Source organism: Streptomyces sp. NPDC039423 (genome assembly GCF_055598725.1).
The window spans coordinates 307,259-328,493 of the sequence record NZ_JBVKAH010000005.1; the positions used below are offsets into that span (position 1 = coordinate 307,259).

General features: G+C 71.7%; 22 protein-coding genes and 1 pseudogene. 12 read left to right on the forward strand and 11 right to left on the reverse strand.

The features are described 5' to 3' along the window. Nucleotides 1-4: 4 nt before the first annotated feature. The 4 genes from uraH to ACZ7LK_RS18730 all read right to left on the reverse strand — a co-directional run bounded on the left by uraH (nucleotide 5) and on the right by ACZ7LK_RS18730 (nucleotide 1,759). The gene (uraH, locus tag ACZ7LK_RS18715; RefSeq protein WP_392274136.1) at nucleotides 5-409 is read right to left on the reverse strand and encodes a hydroxyisourate hydrolase; all 405 of its coding nucleotides are present in this window, start codon (nucleotides 407-409) and stop codon (nucleotides 5-7) included. Next, the gene (gene uraD, locus ACZ7LK_RS18720; protein WP_392274137.1) at nucleotides 406-951 is read right to left on the reverse strand and encodes a 2-oxo-4-hydroxy-4-carboxy-5-ureidoimidazoline decarboxylase; all 546 of its coding nucleotides are present in this window, start codon (nucleotides 949-951) and stop codon (nucleotides 406-408) included. The genes uraH and uraD overlap by 4 nt, the downstream gene beginning before the upstream one ends. A 152-nt stretch (nucleotides 952-1,103) precedes the next feature. After that, nucleotides 1,104-1,481: a helix-turn-helix domain-containing protein gene (locus ACZ7LK_RS18725; RefSeq protein ID WP_392274138.1), complete on the reverse strand. Its 378-nt coding sequence runs from the start codon at nucleotides 1,479-1,481 to the stop codon at nucleotides 1,104-1,106. Next, entirely contained in the window at nucleotides 1,478-1,759 is a 282-nt protein-coding gene (locus ACZ7LK_RS18730; protein ID WP_471141944.1) for a YkoF family thiamine-binding protein, read from the reverse strand. Before ACZ7LK_RS18730 ends, ACZ7LK_RS18725 begins: the two co-directional genes overlap by 4 nt. Before the next feature lie 394 nt (nucleotides 1,760-2,153). Between ACZ7LK_RS18730 and ACZ7LK_RS18735 the strand changes: the two genes are divergently transcribed. The 3 genes from ACZ7LK_RS18735 to ACZ7LK_RS18745 all read left to right on the forward strand — a co-directional run bounded on the left by ACZ7LK_RS18735 (nucleotide 2,154) and on the right by ACZ7LK_RS18745 (nucleotide 5,556). Further along, the gene (locus ACZ7LK_RS18735; RefSeq protein WP_471141945.1) at nucleotides 2,154-2,993 is read left to right on the forward strand and encodes a TIM barrel protein; all 840 of its coding nucleotides are present in this window, start codon (nucleotides 2,154-2,156) and stop codon (nucleotides 2,991-2,993) included. A gap of 34 nt (nucleotides 2,994-3,027) precedes the next feature. Then, complete coding sequence (locus ACZ7LK_RS18740; protein ID WP_471141947.1) at nucleotides 3,028-3,918, forward strand: 2-hydroxy-3-oxopropionate reductase; 891 nt, start codon at nucleotides 3,028-3,030, stop codon at nucleotides 3,916-3,918. A 180-nt stretch (nucleotides 3,919-4,098) separates the two neighbouring features. Then, entirely contained in the window at nucleotides 4,099-5,556 is a 1,458-nt protein-coding gene (locus tag ACZ7LK_RS18745; protein ID WP_471141949.1) for a catalase, read from the forward strand. 355 nt (nucleotides 5,557-5,911) lie between these two features. On the opposite strand, the pseudogene ACZ7LK_RS18750 reads toward ACZ7LK_RS18745, so the two are convergent. Continuing rightward, a pseudogene (locus ACZ7LK_RS18750) lies at nucleotides 5,912-6,034 on the reverse strand (flavoprotein); the annotation flags it as partial. 202 nt (nucleotides 6,035-6,236) lie between these two features. On the opposite strand from ACZ7LK_RS18750, the gene ACZ7LK_RS18755 reads away from it, so the two are divergent. From ACZ7LK_RS18755 to ACZ7LK_RS18765, 3 genes are all read left to right on the forward strand, one after another. Continuing rightward, nucleotides 6,237-6,779 carry a hypothetical protein gene (locus ACZ7LK_RS18755; RefSeq protein ID WP_471141951.1) on the forward strand — a complete coding sequence of 181 codons (543 nt, stop codon included), beginning with the start codon at nucleotides 6,237-6,239 and terminating at the stop codon, nucleotides 6,777-6,779. Between the two features lie 66 nt (nucleotides 6,780-6,845). Then, nucleotides 6,846-7,199 (forward strand): hypothetical protein, encoded by a 354-nt coding sequence (locus ACZ7LK_RS18760; protein WP_392274144.1) that lies wholly within the window; start codon nucleotides 6,846-6,848, stop codon nucleotides 7,197-7,199. 47 nt (nucleotides 7,200-7,246) lie between these two features. Beyond that, nucleotides 7,247-7,723, forward strand: a complete 477-nt coding sequence (locus tag ACZ7LK_RS18765; protein ID WP_471141955.1) for a hypothetical protein — start codon at nucleotides 7,247-7,249, stop codon at nucleotides 7,721-7,723. A gap of 177 nt (nucleotides 7,724-7,900) precedes the next feature. Here ACZ7LK_RS18765 and ACZ7LK_RS18770 read toward each other — a convergent pair whose 3' ends face one another. After that, nucleotides 7,901-8,062 (reverse strand): hypothetical protein, encoded by a 162-nt coding sequence (locus ACZ7LK_RS18770; RefSeq protein ID WP_392274146.1) that lies wholly within the window; start codon nucleotides 8,060-8,062, stop codon nucleotides 7,901-7,903. Nucleotides 8,063-8,342: 280 nt separating this feature from the next. Then, the gene (locus tag ACZ7LK_RS18775) at nucleotides 8,343-8,963 is read right to left on the reverse strand and encodes an endonuclease VII domain-containing protein (RefSeq protein ID WP_471141958.1); all 621 of its coding nucleotides are present in this window, start codon (nucleotides 8,961-8,963) and stop codon (nucleotides 8,343-8,345) included. Between the two features lie 146 nt (nucleotides 8,964-9,109). Here ACZ7LK_RS18775 and ACZ7LK_RS18780 point away from each other — a divergent pair, with 146 nt between their 5' ends. Further along, complete coding sequence (locus ACZ7LK_RS18780) at nucleotides 9,110-10,003, forward strand: peptidoglycan recognition protein family protein (protein ID WP_471141961.1); 894 nt, start codon at nucleotides 9,110-9,112, stop codon at nucleotides 10,001-10,003. Nucleotides 10,004-10,078: 75 nt separating this feature from the next. On the opposite strand, the gene gcl is transcribed toward ACZ7LK_RS18780, so the two are convergent. Then, nucleotides 10,079-11,863, reverse strand: a complete 1,785-nt coding sequence (gcl, locus tag ACZ7LK_RS18785) for a glyoxylate carboligase (protein ID WP_392274149.1) — start codon at nucleotides 11,861-11,863, stop codon at nucleotides 10,079-10,081. A gap of 197 nt (nucleotides 11,864-12,060) precedes the next feature. Between gcl and ACZ7LK_RS18790 the strand changes: the two genes are divergently transcribed. After that, entirely contained in the window at nucleotides 12,061-12,867 is an 807-nt protein-coding gene (locus ACZ7LK_RS18790; protein ID WP_471141965.1) for a hypothetical protein, read from the forward strand. 126 nt (nucleotides 12,868-12,993) lie between these two features. On the opposite strand, the gene ACZ7LK_RS18795 is transcribed toward ACZ7LK_RS18790, so the two are convergent. Together ACZ7LK_RS18795 and ACZ7LK_RS18800 are read right to left on the reverse strand one after the other, a co-directional pair. Then, on the reverse strand, nucleotides 12,994-14,598 hold the full coding sequence (locus ACZ7LK_RS18795) for an AMP-binding protein (RefSeq protein ID WP_471141968.1): 1,605 nt from the start codon (nucleotides 14,596-14,598) through the stop codon (nucleotides 12,994-12,996). Continuing rightward, a complete protein-coding gene (locus ACZ7LK_RS18800) occupies nucleotides 14,595-16,274 on the reverse strand; it encodes an AMP-binding protein (RefSeq protein ID WP_469461428.1) in 1,680 nt (559 codons plus the stop codon). The genes ACZ7LK_RS18795 and ACZ7LK_RS18800 overlap by 4 nt, the downstream gene beginning before the upstream one ends. 110 nt (nucleotides 16,275-16,384) lie before the next feature. Between ACZ7LK_RS18800 and ACZ7LK_RS18805 the strand changes: the two genes are divergently transcribed. The 3 genes from ACZ7LK_RS18805 to ACZ7LK_RS18815 all read left to right on the forward strand — a co-directional run bounded on the left by ACZ7LK_RS18805 (nucleotide 16,385) and on the right by ACZ7LK_RS18815 (nucleotide 18,793). Continuing rightward, nucleotides 16,385-17,251: a helix-turn-helix transcriptional regulator gene (locus tag ACZ7LK_RS18805; RefSeq protein WP_392274153.1), complete on the forward strand. Its 867-nt coding sequence runs from the start codon at nucleotides 16,385-16,387 to the stop codon at nucleotides 17,249-17,251. 252 nt (nucleotides 17,252-17,503) lie between these two features. Continuing rightward, on the forward strand, nucleotides 17,504-18,154 hold the full coding sequence (locus ACZ7LK_RS18810; RefSeq protein ID WP_392274154.1) for a LysE family translocator: 651 nt from the start codon (nucleotides 17,504-17,506) through the stop codon (nucleotides 18,152-18,154). A 114-nt stretch (nucleotides 18,155-18,268) separates the two neighbouring features. Then, nucleotides 18,269-18,793, forward strand: a complete 525-nt coding sequence (locus ACZ7LK_RS18815; protein ID WP_469461423.1) for a VOC family protein — start codon at nucleotides 18,269-18,271, stop codon at nucleotides 18,791-18,793. Nucleotides 18,794-18,882: 89 nt separating this feature from the next. Here the strand turns inward: ACZ7LK_RS18815 and ACZ7LK_RS18820 are convergent, their stop codons facing one another. Continuing rightward, on the reverse strand, nucleotides 18,883-19,983 hold the full coding sequence (locus ACZ7LK_RS18820) for a winged helix DNA-binding domain-containing protein (RefSeq protein ID WP_469461421.1): 1,101 nt from the start codon (nucleotides 19,981-19,983) through the stop codon (nucleotides 18,883-18,885). 113 nt (nucleotides 19,984-20,096) lie between these two features. On the opposite strand from ACZ7LK_RS18820, the gene ACZ7LK_RS18825 reads away from it, so the two are divergent. Then, complete coding sequence (locus ACZ7LK_RS18825; protein ID WP_471141971.1) at nucleotides 20,097-21,233, forward strand: magnesium and cobalt transport protein CorA; 1,137 nt, start codon at nucleotides 20,097-20,099, stop codon at nucleotides 21,231-21,233. The last annotated feature ends 2 nt before the right edge of the window (nucleotides 21,234-21,235 follow it).

Genomic DNA, 21,235 nt, shown 5'->3' on the forward strand with positions numbered 1-21,235 from the left:
TCTGCTAGCTCCCTCGGTAAACGGAGTAGCCGAACGGGTTGAGCAGCAGCGGTACGTGGTAGTGCTCGCCCGGGACGACGGCGAACGTGATCGCCACCTCCGGGAAGAACGCGCCGCTGTCCCTTACGCGGGGGGCGTCCTGCTGCGCCTCGGCTTGCTTCACTGTGGTGTTCGAACGCGTGAAGTACGCCTCGGTCTCGAAGCCGAGGCGTACGTGTGTGGTGCCTTCCGGCAGGGCCGGCAGGTCCTTGCAACGCCCGTCCGCGTCGGTCGCCGAAGCCCCGAGCGCCACCCATTCCGCGCCGGACCCGCTGCGGGCCGACAGGGAGACGGCGACGCCCTCGGCGGGGCGTCCGATGCTGGTGTCCAGGATGTGCGTGGACACCGACGCGGTGGTCTCGGTGCTCATGCGGCGCTCTCTTCCTCTACGAGACGGGTCAGCCGGATGCGGTTGATCTTGCCCAGTTCGGTGCGGACGATCTCCCGCTCCCGCTCGGGCGAGTTCCCGATCCGGGTCCGGACCGCGTCGCGCATCTGCTCGCCGGTCCTGCCGGTGGCGCAGATCAGAAAGACGTGGCCGAACTTCTCCTGGTAGGCCAGGTTCAGTTCGAGCATCTCCGCCTTGAGGTCCTCGGAGGCGCCGGCCATCCCGCTCTGTTCGCGGGACGACGTCGGATCACCGGGCTTGGGGCGGCCGATCGGCGGGTGGCCCGCCATCGCCTCGGCCAGGTCCTCCGCCGTCAGTTCGGCCATGGCGGCGTCGCTGGCGAGAAGGAGGGCCTCGGTGGTGGCGTACGGGCGCCGGGCGAGCAGTTTGCTCCCCCACGCCGAGCTGGCGCACACCTCGTGCAGGGCGGCGAGCGCGTCGCCGTCCGCCGAGGTGTTGAACCGGGTGAGGCCCGTGGTGGGTTCGGGGGTCTCCCCCGAAAGGCGCTGTGTACTCGAAGTCACGGGAGCCTCCGTGGCTGTTTTCCTGTGCTTGGACGGGCTGCGGATAGCTAACGCCCTGGCGCGACGCCCCGTCAACAGTTTGTTGAAACTTCGGTGACACAAAAGCCGCCGTCCCGACATGCGGACGGCGGCCGGCTGCGCACTGTGCTCAGCTACTCACCCTTCGCGGCATTCTCCCTGTTCAGGTAGTTGTAGACGGTGAACCGGCTGACACCGAGGGCGCCCGCGACCGTCTCGACGCCATGCCGGACGGAGAACGCACCACGTGCTTCCAGCGTACGCACGACGGCCTGTTTGGTCTTGCGGTCCAGCTCCGAGAGCGGCTTGCCGTGGCGCCGCTCCATCGCCACCAGGATGTGGTCCAGCGAGTCGGCGAGCTGCGGCAGCCGTACGGCGAGGACGTCCTCGCCCTCCCAGGCGAGGACGACGTCGTCGTCGGTGGCCTGCTCCGGCCCCAGGATCTGTGCGCCCATCGCGTCCACCAGCGGCTTCACCGCGGTGACCAGGGGGTGGTCCGCCGGCTCGGTCACTTGTCGCCCTCCTGGGTCGTCGCCACCGCGCCGGTCCCGCCGATCACGTTGACCTGCAACGACACCCGGGTGGCGCCCGCGCCGAGGGCCTGCCGGAGAAGGGCGTCGACCGCGGTGAGCACCGCGTCCGCGCCGCCTTCGGCCGTGTTGCCGAACGGGCCCACGTCCACGGCGTCCAGATCGGCCGCCCGGAGGACCTCGCGGGCCACCACCGCATGGGCGGGTGCCTCGTCGAGATCGAAGGGCTCTGTCGTGAACTCCACTCTCAGTCGCTGCATGCCCCCACGGTAAGCAATGCCGGCTCCGGCCCGCGACGGACGCCCGCCCTTCCCGCGCGGGGGAAGGGCGGGCGGGAGGGCGGGTCGCCCGGGCCGGTCGCCCGGCGGGCCGCGGCGCGGACACCGGAGGACGAGCCGGGGGTGGAGGGCAGGGCCCTGGTCCTGGACGCGGACCCGGGTGACCCCGCGCACGGAGCGAGGCGAACGCGCAGGTCACGGAGGTGGTGGGCGGCGGGCGACTGTAGCGCCGTACAAGCGCGCCGGGTGCGTTTCGGGGCATCGCCCGGAAGGCGCCTTTTTTGAGCGGCGCTCTTGACAGCCTTCCCCGGCGCCAGGCAATCTTCCGTTAAGCAGAAACGAACTTCCGCAATACGGAAGGAGCGCCGAACCCCTCATGGGATACACGGACCAGCGCTTCAATGTGAACCTGTCGATCCTCTTCACCGAACTCCCGCTCCTGGAGCGTCCCGCGGCCGCCGCCGCGGCGGGCTTCACCGCGGTCGAGCTGTGGTGGCCCTGGATCGAGACGCCGACGCCCGACCGGAGCGAGCTCGACGCCCTCAAGAAGGCCCTGGACGACGCCGGCACCCGGCTGGTCGGCCTGAACTTCTACGCCGGACAGTTGCCCGGCCCGGACCGCGGCGCCCTGTCCGTCCCCGGCGAGGAGTCGGAACGCTTCCGCGCCAACATCGACGTGGCCGCGGACTTCGCCGCCTCCGTCGGCTGCAAGGCGCTCAACGCCCTGTACGGCAACCGCGTCGACGGCGTCGACCCGGCCGCCCAGGACGAGCTGGCCCTGGAGAACCTGGTCCTGGCGGCCCGCGCGGCCGACCGGATCGGCGCGATCCTGCTGATCGAGGCCCTCAACAAGCCGGAGTCGCCGCGCTACCCGCTGGTGAGCGCCCCGGCCGCGATCGAGGTCGTCGACAGGGTCAACGAGGCCACGGGACTCGGCAACGCCAAGTTCCTGCTGGACCTCTACCACCTGTCGATGAACGGCGAGGACCTGCCCGAGGTCATCGAGAAGTACACCGCCAGGACCGGTCACGTCCAGATCGCCGACAACCCGGGCCGCGGCGCGCCGGGCACCGGCGACCTCGACCTCGCCGACCTGCTCGGCCGCCTGAAGAAGGCCGGATACGAGGGCTGGGTGGGCCTGGAGTACAAGGCCGGCGACCGCCCGAGCGCGGAGAGCTTCGAGTGGCTCCCGCGGCCGCAGCGCGCGGCCAACTGACTTCACGTACAACAGTTTTGAGAGAGGTACCCTCATGAGCACGCTCCCCAGGATCGCGTGGATCGGTCTCGGCATCATGGGCTCGCCCATGTCCGAGAACCTGCTGAAGGCCGGCTACCCGGTCACCGGCTACACGCTGGAGCAGGACAAGCTGGACCGGCTGGCGAAGGCCGGCGGCACGGCCGCGGGGTCGATCGCCGAGGCGGTCGCCGACGCGGACGTGGTCATCACCATGGTCCCCGCGTCCCCGCAGGTCGAGGCCATCGCCTACGGACCCGAGGGCATCCTCGAGAACGCCAAGCGGGGCGCCCTGCTGATCGACATGTCCTCGATCACCCCGCAGACCTCCGTCGACCTCGCCAAGGCCGCGGCGGACAAGGGCATCCGGGTGCTCGACGCCCCGGTGTCCGGCGGTGAGGCCGGCGCGATCGAGGCCGTCCTGTCCATCATGGTGGGCGGCGAGCAGGCCGACTTCGACGCGGCGCTGCCGATCCTGGAGGCGCTCGGCAAGACCATCGTCCTGTGCGGTCCGCACGGCTCGGGCCAGACGGTCAAGGCCGCCAACCAGCTCATCGTGGCGGTCAACATCCAGGCGTGCGCCGAGGCCGTGGTCTTCCTGGAGAAGTCGGGCGTGGACCTCACGGCGGCGCTGGACGTCCTCAACGGCGGTCTGGCCGGCTCGACCGTGCTGACCCGCAAGAAGGACAACTTCCTGAACCGGGACTTCGCCCCCGGCTTCCGGATCGACCTGCACCACAAGGACATGGGCATCGTGACCGACGCCGCCCGCAACGTCGGCGCGGCCCTTCCGGTCGGAGCGGTGGTCGCCCAGCTCGTCGCCTCCCTGCGCGCCCAGGGTGACGGCGGCCTGGACCACTCCGCGCTGCTGCGCGCCGTCGAGCGCCTCTCCGGTGCGCAGGTCTGAGCCTGCCGGCTCCCCAGATCTCCGGGCGGTGTCGTCGCTGACACCTGTCCTGTCGCGCCCAGGCGACGGCGCCGCCCGGAACACCACAGCTTCACTTTCAACAAACTGTTGACGTGAGCTCGAGGGCCTCCTTACGCTCCTCGCACCGCCAGCAGCTCCCGTACGTATCGGAAGGTCACGATGTCGAAGCGCGTGCTTACGACCGAGTCCGGCGCCCCTGTCGCCGACAACCAGAACTCCGCCACCGCCGGCGTCGGTGGCCCGCTCCTCCTCCAGGACCAGCACCTGCTGGAGAAGCTCGCCCGCTTCAACCGTGAGCGCATCCCGGAGCGCGTGGTGCACGCCCGCGGTTCCGGTGCGTACGGCTACTTCGAGGTCACGGACGACGTCACCGCCTACACCAAGGCGGACTTCCTGAGCGAGGTCGGCAAGCGCACCGACCTGTTCCTCCGCTTCTCGACCGTCGCGGACTCGCTGGGTGGCGCGGACGCGGTCCGCGACCCGCGCGGCTTCGCGGTGAAGTTCTACACCGAGGAGGGCAACTACGACCTCGTCGGCAACAACACCCCGGTGTTCTTCATCAAGGACCCGATCAAGTTCCCCGACTTCATCCACTCCCAGAAGCGCGACCCGTTCACGGGCAAGCAGGAGCCGGACAACGTCTGGGACTTCTGGGCGCACGCCCCCGAGGCCACGCACCAGATCACCTGGCTGATGGGCGACCGCGGCATACCCGCCTCGTACCGCCACATGAACGGCTACGGCTCGCACACCTACCAGTGGACCAACGAGGCGGGCGAGGCCTTCTTCGTCAAGTACCACTTCAAGACGAACCAGGGCATCCGCTGCCTGTCGTCCGAGCAGGCCGCCGAGGTCGTCGGCAAGGACGCCAACTCGCACCAGACCGACCTGCTCCAGGCCATCGAGCGCGGCGTGAACCCCTCGTGGACCCTGTACGTGCAGATCATGCCGGCGCACGAGGCGGCGGACTACCGCTTCAACCCGTTCGACCTCACCAAGGTGTGGCCGCACGCCGACTACCCGCTCCAGCGCGTCGGCCGCCTGGTCCTCGACCGCAACCCGGACAACGTCTTCGCCGAGGTCGAGCAGGCCGCGTTCTCGCCGAACAACTTCGTCCCCGGCATCGGCCCCTCCCCGGACAAGATGCTCCAGGGCCGCCTCTTCGCCTACGCGGACGCCCACCGCTACCGCCTCGGCGTCAACCACACCCAGCTCCCGGTGAACGCCCCGAAGGCCACCGTGGCGGACAACTACGGCCGCGACGGCTTCATGGCCACCCGCAACGGCTCGCGCCACGACAAGAACTACGAGCCCAACTCGTACTCCGGCCCGGCGCAGACCGACGCGGCGCTCTCCGCCCCGCTGGCCGTCGCCGGCTACACCGGCGCCCACGCGGCGCCGCTGCACGTCAAGGACGACGACTTCTTCCAGGCGGGCGAGCTCTACCGCCTGATGTCGGAGGAGGAGAAGTCCCGCCTCGTGGCGAACATCGCCGGCGGCCTGTCCCAGGTCTCCCGCGAGGACGTCGTCGAAAAGAACCTCGCTCACTTCCACGCCGCCGACCCGGACTACGGCAAGCGCGTCGAGGAAGCCGTCCGCGCGCTCCGCGAGGACTGAGCACCAGACCGCGTACGGCTCCGACGGGAGGTCGGCAGCCGTACGCAGTCCGTACCGCGGGCCCGGATGAGGGGTGGCCAACGGTACGGACGGCGTGAGGACCGCGGCGGCGAGCGTGCCAGTGCGGTGGTGAGGACTTCCGGCCCCCTTCTTGACCTGAAGGAAGGCCGGGCCGGAACTCCGTCGCCCGCCGCCGCGGTCCCAGCGCGACACCTCCCCCACAGACCCCCGTCCGGCGGCGCGAACGTCCTGTCGCGCCAGCCTCGCGCCGTCGGACGGCCACAACCGCACACCGAGGAATGAGCCAGAGCGCGGAGTCGGGGTTTACGGCCCCCCGACTCCGCGCTCTTCTTTACCACTTCGAGGTCAGCCCAAGCGCCCACTCGTCGACCGAGTTGAAGGTCATCGGCGCGAACAGGACGGCGTCCGCCCTGGGCCACACGTCCGGCTCCCCAGGCATCCCGTACTCGGAGCGCACCTCCTCGTCATGGCCCCATCCGATCACAAGCGATCGCCCCCATCCCGGGTGGGACAGGGGCGGTCAAGGGTCCGCCGCGGGTGTCCGCCGGTACCGTTCCGGATGACGAGTCAGGAACTGGAGACGAGGATGTCCAACCCGGACGACGACCACACGGGTGCCCGCATCAAGGAGCAGCGGAAGCTCGCCCGCCTGGCACCGAGTGACCGACGCTCACGTCGACCCGCGCGGGCTCCTGACGCTGGGCTTCGTGCTGTACGCCGGCACCCGGCTGCCGGGCGTGCGGATGTGGCACGCCAACCGGCCGGGCGGCGCCGAGGTGTGGCTCCAAGACCCGGGCGGCTCCGCGGCATCGGCCGCCACCGGTGAGGCCGCGCACGAGTACGGCGCGCGGAGTCTCTGGCAGGAGGTCGAGCGGGTGCACGACGAGTACGCCGCCCTCGGCTCGCCCGAGACCCGGGACTTCGGGCTGACGGTGACGGCCCGCCGGCACCAGACGTGGCTGCACCACCCCGAGCGGATCATCGAGCCCGCGCCGGTCCGCGAGGCCGCCGGTGAGACCGCCCCGGCAGGCCATGACCGCCCCCGCCGCGGCCGGTCCCTGATGGGCCCCTCCGGTACCTCCACCGGGTGCCTGACCGGCCGGGATGCATCTGGACAGCGTTCACGCACGTCCCATCAGGCCGAGCGACAGCGACCGGTTCGGATGACACGTTCAGGGGACGAACGCCGTGAACGCCCGTAGCCGGCAACTGTCGAGCGGTACGTTCGCCGCCCCCGTACACCACCGACCCACAAGGGGGCCACCCGCATGACCAGCCCGTACGATCCCCACCCGTACATCAGCACACCCGTCGCCACCGGCGGTCGGCCCCGGATGTTCCACAGCACCGCAGCGAAGGTGCTGTGGCTCCTCGTCCCGATCGTCACCGTCAGCATCGCCGCCGCCGTCCCGTTCGTCGTGGCGGCGGTCAAGGGCGTGATCAAACCGTGGGTAGCCGTCGTGTACGTCGTCGTCGAAGTTCTGATCCTCGGCGTCGGCACCGTCGTCGTCGGTCCGGACGAGGAAAGCCCCTTCGTGGGCTTCCTCATCGTCATGCTGATCGTCACCGCCGCCACCCACACCGCGCTGCTCGACAACGAGAGGGTCACCATCGGCAAGTAGAGGCCCATGCCGTGCGCGCCGCGGCGGCCACTGGGCAGGATGGGCGCATGGTCGACGACGAGCGCACGGGATGCGCGCTGCCGCGGGGGGCGACGGGTTTCCTCCGGCCCGGGGACGGGGCCCTCCCCGACACCGATGTGCGGGGCTTCCGCACCGCGCTGTACGAGGCCGCGCGGGTCGCCGGGGGCAGAGTGGGCGAGGTGGAGGAGCGGACGTACCCGCTCACCTTCCACACCGCGTCGGTCATCGACCGGGCGGGCGAGCACGTCGTCCTGTGCCACGCCCACCTGCCCTGGGTCGCGTTCGGCCGGGACCGCCGGAACTGGTACGACGAGGAGTTCCTGGACCCGCCGCCCTGGGCCTCCGCCTTCACCCACGTGGGGTTCATCGTCCTCGACCGCGAGCGGCTCGCCACACCGCTCACCGACGCGGACACCTCGGGCTTCACGCGGGACGAGTGGCGTGCCGTCCGCCTCTACCGCGTCACCACACTGGGCGGTGTGCTCTTCAACACGTGGGCCTGAAGAACGCTGGACGGGGCCGCACCGGCCGGCGTTGTCAGTGGTGCCCCCTACCGTGGAACACGTCCTTACCCGCGCTGCTGGCTGCCGCGTGCTGCGGACCGCGATCGGCCCCGCCCGGAACAGCGCCCGGGCGGGGCCGTCGGCGAGCCGTCCCGCCCGCCAGGTCGTGTCCGCGACCTAGCCCGACGACGGGTCGATCAGCTTGTCCAGGGACCTCCTCACCGCCTCGTACGCCGCTGCCGTCATCTCGTCCGGTGCCTGCTGCTCCTGCCGGTGCGCCCAGTCCCGGGTGACCCGGATGCGGCGGAGCAGTTCGTCGGCGTCCACTACATCTGCCATGGGGGCCGGGTACCCCGATTCGGGCGTTGCGCGCATGGGTGTTCGTCACTATCCGTGGGTATCACCTCACTGGACGTACACCACGTGCACGTACGAGAGCTCCGGAAAGGGGGGCCATGGCGTGGTATCCCGCTGCGACGCGCATGGAGTTGCAGCCAGAGTCGGACGCCCAGGCGGCTATCCGGCCCACCCAGTTCATCCTGCACAGCATCGCCGCTCCCTGGACCGCACGCCCGATGTACGCATACGGAGGCGTAGGCCAGGGTTGCTCCTCACAGGGCTACCGGGAGGCGTGGCGCTCCAGGTACGCCGCTGCGGCACGCAGCAGTTCGGGGCTGTCGCGGAACTTCCCCAGTCCGTGGTTGCACGCGCTGCACACCAGACCCCGGACACATCTCCCGCAGGTCCGCGCAGCGTCCGGGCAGCAGCCATGATCGTGGTCGACGCACAGGGCGAGCCTGTTGCCGTCGGGCTGCTCGCAGATGGCACAAACGCCTTCTTGGGTCGCCAGCATCTCGGCATAGCGGCCCGGAGCCAGCCGGTACAGCGCCTTGCGCTGCGCGTCCCGTGCGCAGGTTCGGCAGCTTCCCTGCAACCCATCCTTGGTCCTGGCATTGCGGTTGAACATGTCCGGGCGAAGCCAGAGGAGGCAGGTACGACACTGCTTCTCGCCACGCGAGTTCCGGTCATGCGGCTTGGCGAGCCGCCGGTCCGGCAGCGCAGTCAGTTCGCGCCCCGCATTGCGCTGCCAATTGTGGCTCGCGCACAGGCCCTTGCTGACGTACGTCCGCGTGCAACCGGGAAATTCGCATCGCCGGGTCTCCGTCGCCGTAGTGCCGTGCATACGATGCGCGGCCCCAGGACCGGTGTCTCCCTTGCGCTGCCACCGCTGGTAGTGCATGGCGCACCACCCTCGGGAGCGTACGCGTACAGGGCGACCACACCCCTCGACCCCACAGGTGAGTTCGTTCATGCCGATGTCCCCCGAAAGGACGTTCCCGAGGCAAAGGAGGCACCCTGATGGCCTGGTGCCCGTTCGCGAGAAAAATGGAGCTACAGCCTGAGAGCGATCAGCAACCCGCCATCCGGCCCACACAGTTCATCCTGCACAGCCTTGCCGCACCATGGACCGCCCAGAGGATCTACGAGTACTGGCAGACTAGCTCACTCGAGTCGCACTTCGGCCTCGGGTACGAGGGCGACCTCGGGCAGTACGTCGGCACCGAGACCCGCGCGGACGCCAACTACCAGGCCAACCGCCGCCCGGACGGCACCGGGGCGGTGTCCATCGAGACGGCGTCCAACCTCCAGCACACCGACCCCTGGACCGACCGGCAGGTCGAGCAGCTCATCCGGCTCGGGGTGTGGCTGCACCAGCGGCACGGCATCCCGCTGCGGATCTGCCGCAGCGCCTCCGATCCGGGGTACGGCTACCACCGGCTGCACGCCGCGTGGTCGAGCGGTGGTACGGCGTGCCCCGGTGACGCGCGGGTGCGCCAGTTCAGGAACGTCGTCTTCCCGGGGATCGTCGCCCGGGCCAACGGCCAGTCACAGGAGGACCCCATGCCGACCGTCATCAACGAGACACAGGAGGGCGGCCCCGCCCTGGAGGCCGGCACGTACAAGCAGTTGGCCATGGCCAACGACGCCGCGCTGCTCCAGGGCCCGTGCGCCTACTCCGCGACCACGTACGCCACGGTCAAGGGCCAGGCGGGCACGCGCATCACCATGCGGTTCTACGACTACCACCTGGGCACCAAGCACCGCTCCTACGACCTGCCCATGGACTGCGGCACCGTCGGCGCGAACGGGGTCCTGAACGTCGCCGTGACCCGCAACGGCCTCCTGGACACCAACGAGGTGTTACGGGTGGAGATCCTGGCCGACCGGCCGGCGACGGTCACCTGGCGGGTGCTGCGCGCCCTGCGCTGGTCCTCCTGAGGACACGGGACGGCCCCCGTCCCGGGGTTCCGGGGCGGGGGCCGTCCGGTGGTACGCGCCGGACGCGGGGCCGGGTCAGACGAGCGGGCGGATCGCCGTCGGGGCGTGGCCCGGCTCGGTGGCGAGCTCCTCGAACTCGGTGACGTTGCTCATGTCGACCGTCTTGCTCATCGAGATGTTGGTGACGCGCTCCAGGATGGCCTCGACGACCACCGGGACGCTGTACTCGGCGGCGAGCTTCTTCGCCTCCTCCAGCGCGGCGCCCAGCTCGTTGGGGTCGGTGACCCGGATGGCCTTGACGCCCAGGCCCTCGGCGACCTTGACGTGGTCGACGCCGTAGACGCCCAGTTCCGGGGTGTTGATGTTCTCGAACTCCAGGTTGACCTGGAAGTTGATGTCGAGGTTGATCTGCGCCTGGCGGATCAGGCCCAGGTAGGCGTTGTTCACCAGGACGTGGACGTAGGGGACCTTGTGCTGGGCCGCGACGGCCAGTTCCTCGATCATGAACTGGAAGTCGTAGTCGCCCGAGAGCGCGACGATCGGGGTCTCGGGGTCGGCCACGGCGGCGCCGATCGCGGCCGGGATGGTCCAGCCGAGCGGGCCGGCCTGGCCGCAGTTGATCCAGTTGCGCGGCCGGTAGACGTGCAGGAACTGCGCGGCGGCGATCTGGGAGAGGCCGATGGTGGTGACGTAGCGCGTCTCGGGGCCGAAGGCCTTGTTCATCTCCTCGTACACGCGCTGCGGCTTGATCGGGATGTTGTCGAAGTGCGTGCGGCGCTGGAGGGTGGCCTTGCGCTCCTGGGCGGAGGCGGCCCAGGCGCCGAAGTCCGGCAGCTCGCCCGCGGCCTTGAGCTCCTTGGCGATCTCGATGAAGAGCTCCAGGGCGGCCCGGGCGTCGGAGGCGATGCCGTAGTCCGGGGCGAAGATCTTGCCGATCTGGGTCGGCTCGACGTCGACGTGGACGAACTTCCGGCCCTTGGTGTAGGCCTCCATGTTGTAACCGGTGTGACGGTTGGCCCAGCGGTTGCCGATGCCGAGGACGAAGTCCGACTCCAGGAAGGTCGCGTTGCCGTAGCGGTGCGCGGTCTGGACGCCGACCATGCCGGCGCTCAGCTCGTGGTCGTCGGGGATGGTGCCCCAGCCCATCAGGGTGGAGATGACGGGGACGCCGGTCAGCTCGGCGAACTCGACCAGCAGGTCGGAGGCGTCGGCGTTGATGATGCCGCCGCCGGCGACGATCAGCGGGCGCTCGGACTCCAGCAGGAACCGGAGGGCCTTCTCGGCCTGGGCGCGGGTGGCCCGCGGCTTGTGGACCGGCAGCGGCTCGTACGTCTCCGGGTCGAACTCGATCTCGGTCTGCTGGACGTCGATCGGCAGGTCGATGAGGACCGGGCCGGGACGGCCGGAGCGCATCAGGTGGAAGGCCTGCTGGAAGACGCCCGGGACCTGCGCGGCTTCCAGGACGGTGGTCGCGGCCTTGGTGACCGGCTTCGCGATCGAGGCGATGTCGACGGCCTGGAAGTCCTCCTTGTGGAGCTTCGAGACCGGGGCCTGGCCGGTGATGCACAGGATCGGGATCGAGTCCGCGATCGCCGAGTACAGACCGGTGATCATGTCGGTGCCGGCCGGGCCGGAGGTGCCGATGCAGACACCGATGTTGCCGGCTTTGGCGCGGGTGTAGCCCTCCGCCATGTGGGACGCGCCCTCGACGTGGCGGGCGAGCGTGTGGTTGATCCCGCCGCCCTCCTTGAGGGCCTTGTAGAAGGGGTTGATCGCCGCGCCCGGCACACCGAACGCGTTGGTGACGCCTTCGCGCTTGAGGATCTCAACTGCCGCTCGGGCGGCGGTCATACGAGGCATTGGGTGCTCCTGCTTCGGCCAGCGGATTCGGCTCTGTCGCGCCACCTGAGAGCTTCGATTCCGTAATGCGGAAGTTTAGTTCTGCTATACGGAAGCAATGTAGGGTGTGGCAGAGATGCAGTCAAGGGATGGCCGAAGTCCCTCCCCAAGAGGGCGCCCTTCATGGACCATGGGTCACGGAACGAAGGGGGTCATACGTGGGAGAGAACGTCCCGGTACGCTGCCCGGCCTGCCGCCGGACCCACGGCTACGTGCCACCCGTCTACCCCTGCCCGTGCGGCGCCTGTGTCGTCCCGCCGCTGCTCAGGGGCGCGCCCGCCGAGCCGATCACCCACCGCACCTGGACCGACGAGTGGGTCACCGTCCGCTGCGCCGCGTGCGGGCGCCAGGACCAGTGGCCGCAGCCCGAGCTGGGGTGCCCCTGCGGGACGGTGCTGCGCGTCCCGGTGCGGCCGGTGACCGCCGTACCGCCGCCGGTGGCCGACCCCGGCGACACGCGCCCGCCGGCCCCGCCGCCCGGACCGACCACGGCCATCACCGGGGTCTCCACGGTGCCCGCCCACATCCCGCTGCCCCGCACCGCCGCCGTACCGCGCCCGTCCTTCCGTCCGGTCACCATCCGGACGGCCCGCGACGCGGTCACCACCGCCGCGCTCTACCTCCGCTGGCTCGGCTTCCGCGACGTCGTGCAGCCCGAGGAGAACGCGGGAGCCGGGTCCGGCACGGGCGCCGGGTCCGGCTTCGGGGTGGACCTGCGCGGTCCCGGCCTGGTCGCCCAGGTCGACCCGACCACCCGGCCCACGTCCCTGCGCGCCGTCGAGTGCCTGTGGCTGACCGGGCTGGCGGCGTCGGCGACCAGCGTGTCGTTCTCCCTCGCGGGGTACGAGCAGCGGGCGGGCGCCCGCGCCGACCGGCTGCGGCTGCCGCTGTTCGTCATGGACCTCACCGGCACCCCGCAGCCCGTCAACGGAGCCGCGGACGAACTCGTCGCCCGCGGCGTCTGACCCGGCACCCCCGGCCGTCCCGGCACCCGGCCGTCCGGCCGGCGGGTGCGCCGACACGCGGGCGGCGCCCGGCCGTCCGGCGGGCGGGGCCCCGGAGGCCCGGCGGCCGGTCCCCGTAAGCGCGCGCTAGCCGCCGTACGTCCGGCGCAGTTCCACCTTGCGCACCTTGCCGCTGACCGTCATGGGGAAGGCGTCGAGGACCTCGACCCGGCGCGGGACCTTGTAATGCGCCAGGCGGTCGCGGCAGTACGCGGTGATGTCCTCCAGCGTCGGCGGGTCGGCCGGGTCGCGGGGGACCACGCAGGCGAGGATCTCCTCCCCGTACCGCTCGTCGGGAACACCGACCACCTGCACGTCGGCGATCTTGGGGTGGGTGTACAGGAACTCCTCGATCTCGCGCGGGTAGACGTTCTCCCCGCCCCTGATGATCATGTCCTTGATCCGGCCGACGATCCGGACGTACCCGTCCTCCCGCATCTCCGCCAGGTCGCCCGTGTGCATCCAGCGGCCCGCGTCGATCGCCTCGGCGGTCCGCTCCGGCTCGTCCCAGTAGCCGAGCATCACGCCGTAGCCGCGGGTGCACAGCTCGCCCGCCTCGCCGCGCGGCAGGGTGGTGCCGGTCACCGGGTCGACGATCTTCACCTCGACGTGCGGCAGCACCCGCCCCACCGTGCCGGTGCGGCGCTCCAGGTCGTCGTCGCGCCGCGTCTGGGTGGAGACCGGCGAGGTCTCGGTCATGCCGTAGCAGATGGACACCTCCGCCATGTGCATCTCGGCCACGACCCTCTTCATCACCTCCACCGGGCACGGCGATCCGGCCATGATCCCGGTGCGCAGCGAGGACAGGTCGTACGTGGCGAAGTCCGGCAGGTCCAGTTCGGCGATGAACATCGTCGGCACGCCGTACAGCGAGGTGCACCGCTCCCGCTGGACGGCGCGCAGGGTGGCGGCCGGCTCGAAGGAGGGGGCGGGGATCACCATGCACGCCCCGTGGGTGGTGGCGGCCAGATTGCCCATGACCATGCCGAAGCAGTGGTAGAAGGGCACGGGCAGACAGATCCGGTCCCGCTCGGTGTAGCCGAGCGTCTCCCCCACGAAGTAGCCGTTGTTGAGGATGTTGTGGTGGGTGAGGGTGGCGCCCTTGGGGAAGCCGGTGGTGCCGGAGGTGTACTGGATGTTGATGGGGTCGTCGCACGACAGCGCCGCCTCCCGGGCGGCGAGTTCGGCGTCCGGGACGCTGCCGGCCAGCAGCTCATCCCACGAGGCGTCGCCGATGTGGTGAACGGCCCGCAGCCGCGGGCAGTCGCCGCGCACCCGGTCCACCAGGGCCCGGTAGTCGCTGGTCTTGTGGGAGACGGACGCGATGAGCAGGGAGACGCCCGCCTGGTTCAGGACGTACGCCAGCTCGTGCGCCCGGTACGCCGGGTTGATGTTCACCAGCACCGCGCCGATCCGGGCGGTGGCGTACTGGGTGAGCACCCACTCCGGACAGTTCACCGCCCAGATGCCCACCCGGTCGCCCTTGCCGACCCCGGCCGCGAGCAGCGCCCGCGCCAGCCGGTCGACGTCGGCGCCGAACTCGGCGTACGTCCAGCGCCGGCCCGAGACGGCGTCCACCAGCGCCTCGCGGCCCGGGTGACGCGCCACCGTCCGCGCCAGGCCGGCGCCGATGGTGTCACCGAGCAGAGCGGTGGTGCTCACGCCGTGCGCGTACGACAGGTCCGGGCTCATCCCAGGTCCCCCTCGGTGTACTCGGCCGACGACCCGGCCGCCGTGCGCTCACGCAGTTCGATCCGGCGGATCTTGCCGGACACCGTCTTGGGCAGGTCGGCGAACTCGATGCGGCGGATCCGCTTGTACGGCGCCAGCACGGCGCGCGAGTGGGCGAACAGCGCCTTCGCCGTCTCCGGGCCCGGCTCCCAGCCCTCGGCCAGGACGACGTACGCCTTGGGCACCGCGAGCCGCACCGGGTCGGGCGCCGGGACGACCGCCGCCTCGGCCACCGCTTCGTGCTCCAGCAGCGCGCTCTCCAGCTCGAACGGCGAGATCTTGTAGTCGGACGCCTTGAAGACGTCGTCGCCGCGGCCGACGTACGTGACGTACCCGTCGGGGTCGCGCGCGCCGATGTCCCCGGTGCGGTAGTAGCCGCCCGCCATCGCCTCGGCCGTACGCTCCGGGTCGCCGTGGTAGCCGGTCATCACGCCCACCGGGCCGGTCGACAGGTCGACGGCGATCTCGCCCTCGTCCGCGCCCGGCTTGCCCGTCACCGGGTCGAGCAGTTCGATGCGGAAGCCGGGGCTCGGCCGCCCCATGGAGCCCGCCTTCAGCAACTGGCCCGGGCTGTTGGAGACCTGGACGGCCGTCTCCGTCTGACCGAAACCGTCCCGGACGGTCACGCCCCACTCGCGCCGGACCGTCTCGATCACCTCGGGGTTCAGCGGCTCACCGGCGGCGACGACCTCCCTGGGCGGGGTGCGCAGGGCGGACAGGTCCGCCTGGATGAGCATCCGCCACACGGTGGGCGGGGCGCAGAAGCTGGTGACCCCGTGCCGGTCCATCTCCGTCATCAGGCGGGCGGCGTCGAACCGCGTGTAGTTGTGGATGAAGACGGTCGCCTCCGCGTTCCAGGGCGCGAAGAGGTTGGACCAGGCGTGCTTGGCCCAGCCGGGCGAGGAGATGTTGAGGTGGACGTCGCCCGGCCGCAGCCCGATCCAGTACATCGTCGACAGATGACCGATGGGGTACGAGGTGTGGGTGTGCTCGACGAGCTTGGGGCGGGCGGTGGTGCCGGAGGTGAAGTACAGCATCAGTGGGTCGTCCGCCCGGGTCTCCCCGTCGGGCGTGAAGCCGGCCGGGGCGTCGCGGGCGTCCTCGTACCGCAGCCAGCCGTCCGCCGCCGCGCCGCCGACCGCGATGCGGGTGTACTCCCCCGGTACGTCGTCGAACTTGGCCGTGTCCTCCGCCCGTACCAGCACATGCCGGACCCGCCCGCGCTCGACCCGGTCCCGCAGGTCGGCGGCGCCGAGCAGCGGGGTGGCGGGGATGACGACGGCGCGCAGCTTCATCGCCGCCAGGGCCGTCTCCCACAGCTCGGCCTGGTTGCCCAGCATGACCAGCAGCCGGTCGCCGGCCCCGACGCCCCGGGCGCGCAGCCAGTTGGCGGCCCGGTCGGAGCGGTCGGACATCTCCGCGAAGGACAGCCGGGTCCCGGTGCCGTCCTCCTCGACGATGTGCAGCGCGGTGGCGTCGTTGCCCGCCGCGATGACGTCGAACCAGTCGAGCGCCCAGTTGAACCGGTCGGGCCTGGGCCAGGTGAAGCCCTCGTACGCCGCCTCGTAGTCCTCCCGGTGCCGGAGCAGGAAGTCCCGGGCCGACCGGAATTCCTCCGTCGCGCCGCTTGCCGCCATGTGTCCTCCTCGTTGCCGCGCGTCGCCGCGCATTGCGGGACCCGTCGCCGACATCGTGTAATCGGTGACCCAGGTCTCACTACCCCCGGACGGGGGTGAAGGAGCGGCGTGTGTCCGAGCGGGTCGAGGAAGCGGTCGACGTACGCGGGGCGTTGCTGCGGCTGCGCCGTACCACCGGGGTGCACACCGCGTTCGGCGGGCTGCTGCTGGACGGGCGGCGGCTGCGGATCGCCGAGCAGACGGGCGCGGTGACCGGTGCCCTGCCGGGCCTGGTGATCGGCGCGGGCAGCGGGCTGGGCGGCAAGGCCATCGCGCTGGCCCGCCCTTGCGCGGTGACGGACTACCCGGTGGCGCGCCACATCAGCCATGAGTACGACGGGCCGGTGGCGGCGGAGGGGTTGCGGTCGGTGCTCGCGGTGCCGGTGGTCGTGCGCCGGCGGGTACGGGGGGTGCTGTACGGGGCGCTGCGCGAGGCGTCGCCGCTGGGCGGGCGGGTCTTCGACGCGGCGGTCGCGGCGGCGCGGGACGTGGAACAGGCGCTGGCGGTACGGGACGAGGCGCGGCGCCTCCCGGCAGCGGGCGCGGGAGGAGGGCCGGCCGGCCGCGCCCCGGCGGGGGCGGCACCGGACGGGGAGGGGCGGGGCGCGTGGGAGGCGGTGCGGGAGGCGCACGGGGAGCTGCGGGCGCTGGCGCCGCGGATCGCGGACCCGGCGCTGCGCGCGGAGCTGCTGGCGGTGTGCGGGCGCATCGCCGCCGCCCAGGCGGGGCCGGGCGCTCCGGTCGTGTCCCTGGCGCCGCGGGAGGTGGACGTGCTGGGGGCGGTGGCGTCGGGCGCGACGAACGCCGGGGCGGCGGAGCTGCTGGGGCTCCGGCCCGAGACGGTGAAGGGCTACCTGCGGTCGGCGATGCGGAAGCTGGGCGCCCACACCCGGGGGCAGGCGGTCGTCGCGGCCCGCCGGGCGGGGCTGCTGCCCTGAGGTGCGCCGGGTGCCCGGCGGGGGCGGCGGGGTGCGGCGGGGTGCCGGGTGCTCGCCGGGGCGGGCCGGGGGCGGCGGGGGCCCGGGTGCTCGGCGGGGCGGGGGCGGCGGAGAGCGGCGGGGTGCCGGGTGCTCGCCGGGGCGGGTGCTCGCCGGGGGCGGCGGGGTGCCGGTGGAGGGCCGCTCGGGGGCGGGCGGGTGCGGGGGGCCGGGCCTGTCGCGCGGGGGCCTCGCGTGCGTAGGGTGTGGGCCATGGTGTCCACCGACCGTGTGCTGGCCTTCGCGGCCATGTCCGTGCTCGTGATCGTGATTCCGGGCCCGAGCGTCCTGTTCGTGATCGGCCGCGCTCTCGCCCACGGCCGCCGTACCGCGCTGGCGACGGTCCTCGGCAACGTGCTGGGCTCCTACGTCCTGGTGGTGGCCGTGGCCCTGGGCGTGGGGGCGGCCGTGGAGCGGTCGGTGGCCGTCTTCCTGGCGGTCAAGCTGGCGGGCGCGGCGTACCTGGTCCTCCTGGGGGTGCAGGCGTTCCGGCACCGCAAGGAGATGAAGGCCGCCCTGCTGGACGCACCTCCCCCGGCCGCGGCGGCCCGCGGTGACCTGCGCACGGTGGTGGACGGTGTCGTCGTGGGCGTCACCAACCCCAAGGGCATCGTCTTCTTCGCGGCGGTGCTGCCCCAGTTCGTGGACCACGCGGCCGGCGGGGTGGCGGCGCAGATGCTGCTGCTGGGCCTGGTCCCCATCTGCATCGGCCTGATCACCGACACCCTGTGGGGCCTGGGCGCGGCCGCCGCCCGCGGCTGGTTCGCCCGCTCGGACCGCCGGCTGTCGATGGTGGGCGGCGCGGGCGGCTTCGCGATGATCGGCCTGGGCGTCACCGTGGCGGCGACGGGACGGGCCGACTAGGCGTGCCCCGGTCGGCCGTCCGGTGCTGATCTCGCGGCGATACAGGACCGTACTCGTCCTGATTCGGTCCTAGGCTCGGCACCTCGCGAAGGACCGGACGAGGGGACGAGACCGATGAGTCACACCGCACCCGAGGGCTACACCAGCGTCGCACCGTGGGTGGTCACCGACGACACCGGCGCCCTGCTCGACTTCATCACCGCCGCGTTCCACGGCGAGGAACTCGCCCGGGTGCCGGTCGAGGACGGCACCATCGGCCACGGCGAGATCCGCGTCGGCGACACGGTCGTGCTGGCCTTCGACCGACGGCCCGACTGGCCGGTGATGCCCTCCCTGCTGCGGGTCTACGTCCCGGACGCGGACGCCGCCATGGCGGCCGCGGTCAGGCACGGGGCGCAGGTGATCACCGAGGCCGCTGACAGCGCGTGGGGGGATCGCGGCGGCCGGGTGCGGGATCCGTTCGGCAACATCTGGTGGGTGATGAGCCGGGTCGAGGACGTCGCACCGGACCGGGCCTGGGAGCGCATGTCCGAGCCGAAGTACGCCGAGGCGATGCGTATGGCCCAGGAAACGCTGGATGCCGCGCTGAGCGGCCGGAAGTCAGGGGTGGCGAGTGCCCCGCGGCGTCCGGCCCACTGAGACCGGCCCGGCTTCATGGGCATGTTGCCCGCCCCTCATCCCCACCCCGCGCCAGGCCCGGCCTGGGCGGCGCGTCCTCGTACCGGCTACTAAAGAGTTCCGAACCGGACGTCGCACGGCTTGCCCGGGGCCAGCACCGTCATGGTGTGCTCGGTCTCCTCGGCCACGGCGGTGCGCTGCTCGCGGGTGAGGTTCCCGAACGGCTGCACGGTCACCGTCACCGCGTCCTTCGTTTCGTCCGGCCGCCAGATCCCGGCGAGGAAGCCGTCGACGAGGAAGGTGCGGTACGCCTGGTTGCCCTTCCAGGTGCGGTCCTTGTACTCCGCCGGGACGACCCGGGTGCGGTCGGCGTGCGAGAGCAGCAGGTTGTCGAACTCGGGCAGGAGTCGGGGCGGGGCCGGGGTGTCCGGGTCGGGGCGGGGCGCGTCGGGCAGGTCGAAGAGCTCGGTGCCGTCCTCGTCCCGGAAGGTGAGCAGCCCGGGCCGCAGCCGCTCGAATGCGTCCCGCAGCCGGGTGAGGCCGGACCAGGTCTGCATGTCCTTGACGGAGGCCGGCCCGAAGGCGGCGAGGTAGCGCAGGACGGTGTCCTCCCGGCCGGCCGGGTCGGCGGTCCGTCCCAGCCAGGCCTCGGCGGTGGTGAGGGCCACCTGCCCGCTGCGTCCCCAGAGGCCGCGCGGGGTGACCTGGACCAGCGGCAGCAGGCACCGGGCGGCGACGGTGAGGGCGAGCGGATCGGCGTCGGGCCACTCCGCCAGCAGCGCCTCGCGGATCTCCTTGGGCGTACGGGGCCGCTCCTCCACCAGGTCGCGGGCCAGTGCCGCCAGCCGCTCCAGGTCCACGCCCGCCAGGCCCTTGCGGAAGGCGGTGACCTCCCGGTCGCGCGCGGCCTGGACGAGCGGCCGCAGTGCCAGGACGTCGTCGGCGGTGTGGGTGTGGATGGTGGACCGCATGGTGACGATCCGTGCCACCGCGCGGGTCTCCATCAGCGCGGACAGTTCCTCGGGGCGGAAGTCCGCGAGGCGGGCGGCGAGCGCGACGTAGGGCGGCTTGGTGTTCTGCGCCTGGAGGCCGACGAGGTGGGCGACGGCGTGTTCCGCCGGCATCGGGGTACGACGCAGCAGGAGCTGCCGCGCCAGGGTGGCTCGGTTCAGGGCGCGGGTGGAGAGGACGGGCTTCGTGACGGAGACCATGCCCGGCACGCTACGCACCCTTGAGGACAGCGGCTGTCCTCAACACGTTCCGCCGGCCGCCATGCCGGGGCAAACCGGGACGTATATCGTTCGACCCGGGAGGTGAGCCCCGCATGACCCTGCCCTCGAAGAAGCCGAACCGGCGCCGGCGGCCCTTCGGCGCCGCACCCGCCGCCGATCCCCCGCCCGCGCTCGCGGCAACCCCGGCCCCTGCCCCGGCGTCCGACCGGGGCAGCGTGGTCCAGGCCTCCCTCTACCGCGACGGTCGCGAGGTCTCCTCCCCCGCCACCCTCGCCGAGACCTTCCGCCGGCTGCGCGACACACCGGACGGCATGGCCTGGATAGGGCTGCACCGCCCGTCCGAGGCGGAACTCCTCTCCCTCGCCGCCGAGTTCGACCTCCATGAGCTGGCCGTCGAGGACGCCATGGAGGCCCACCAGCGCCCGAAGCTGGAGCGGTACGGCGACACGCTCTTCGTCGTCCTGCGGGCCGCCCGGTACCTCGACGCCCAGGAGGAGGTCGACTTCGGGGAGCTGCACGTGTTCCTCGGCCCCGACTTCCTGATCACCGTCCGCCACGGCGCCGCCCCGGACCTCTCCGCGGTGCGCCGCCGCATGGAGGAGACCCCGGAGCTCCTGGCCCTGGGCCCCGAAGCGGTGCTGTACGCGATCCTCGACGCGGTCGTCGACGGCTACGCCCCGGTGGTGGCCGGCGTCCAGAACGACATCGACGAGATCGAGACCGAGGTCTTCCGGGGCGACCCGGAGGTCTCCCGCCGGATCTACGAACTCTCCCGCGAGATGGTCGAGTTCCAGCGCGCCACCCGCCCTCTCGTCGGCATGCTGCACAACCTGATGGCCGGCTTCGCCAAGTACGGCACGGACGAGGAACTCCAGCGCCATCTGCGGGACGTCGCCGACCACGTCACCCACACCAGCGAACGCGTCGACGGCTTCCGCCAGGCCCTCACCGAGATCCTGACGGTCAACGCGACCCTGGTCACCCAGCAGCAGAACGCGGAGATGCGCGCGCTGGCGGAGGCGGGTTTCGAGCAGAACGAGGAGATCAAGAAGATCTCCGCTTGGGCCGCCATCCTCTTCGCCCCCACCCTGGTCGGCACCATCTACGGCATGAACTTCGACCACATGCCGGAGCTGCACTGGGCGGGCGGGTATCCGTTCGCGGTGGTGCTGATGGCGGTGGTGTGCACGAGTCTGTACGTGGTCTTCAAGAAGAAGGACTGGCTGTAGGC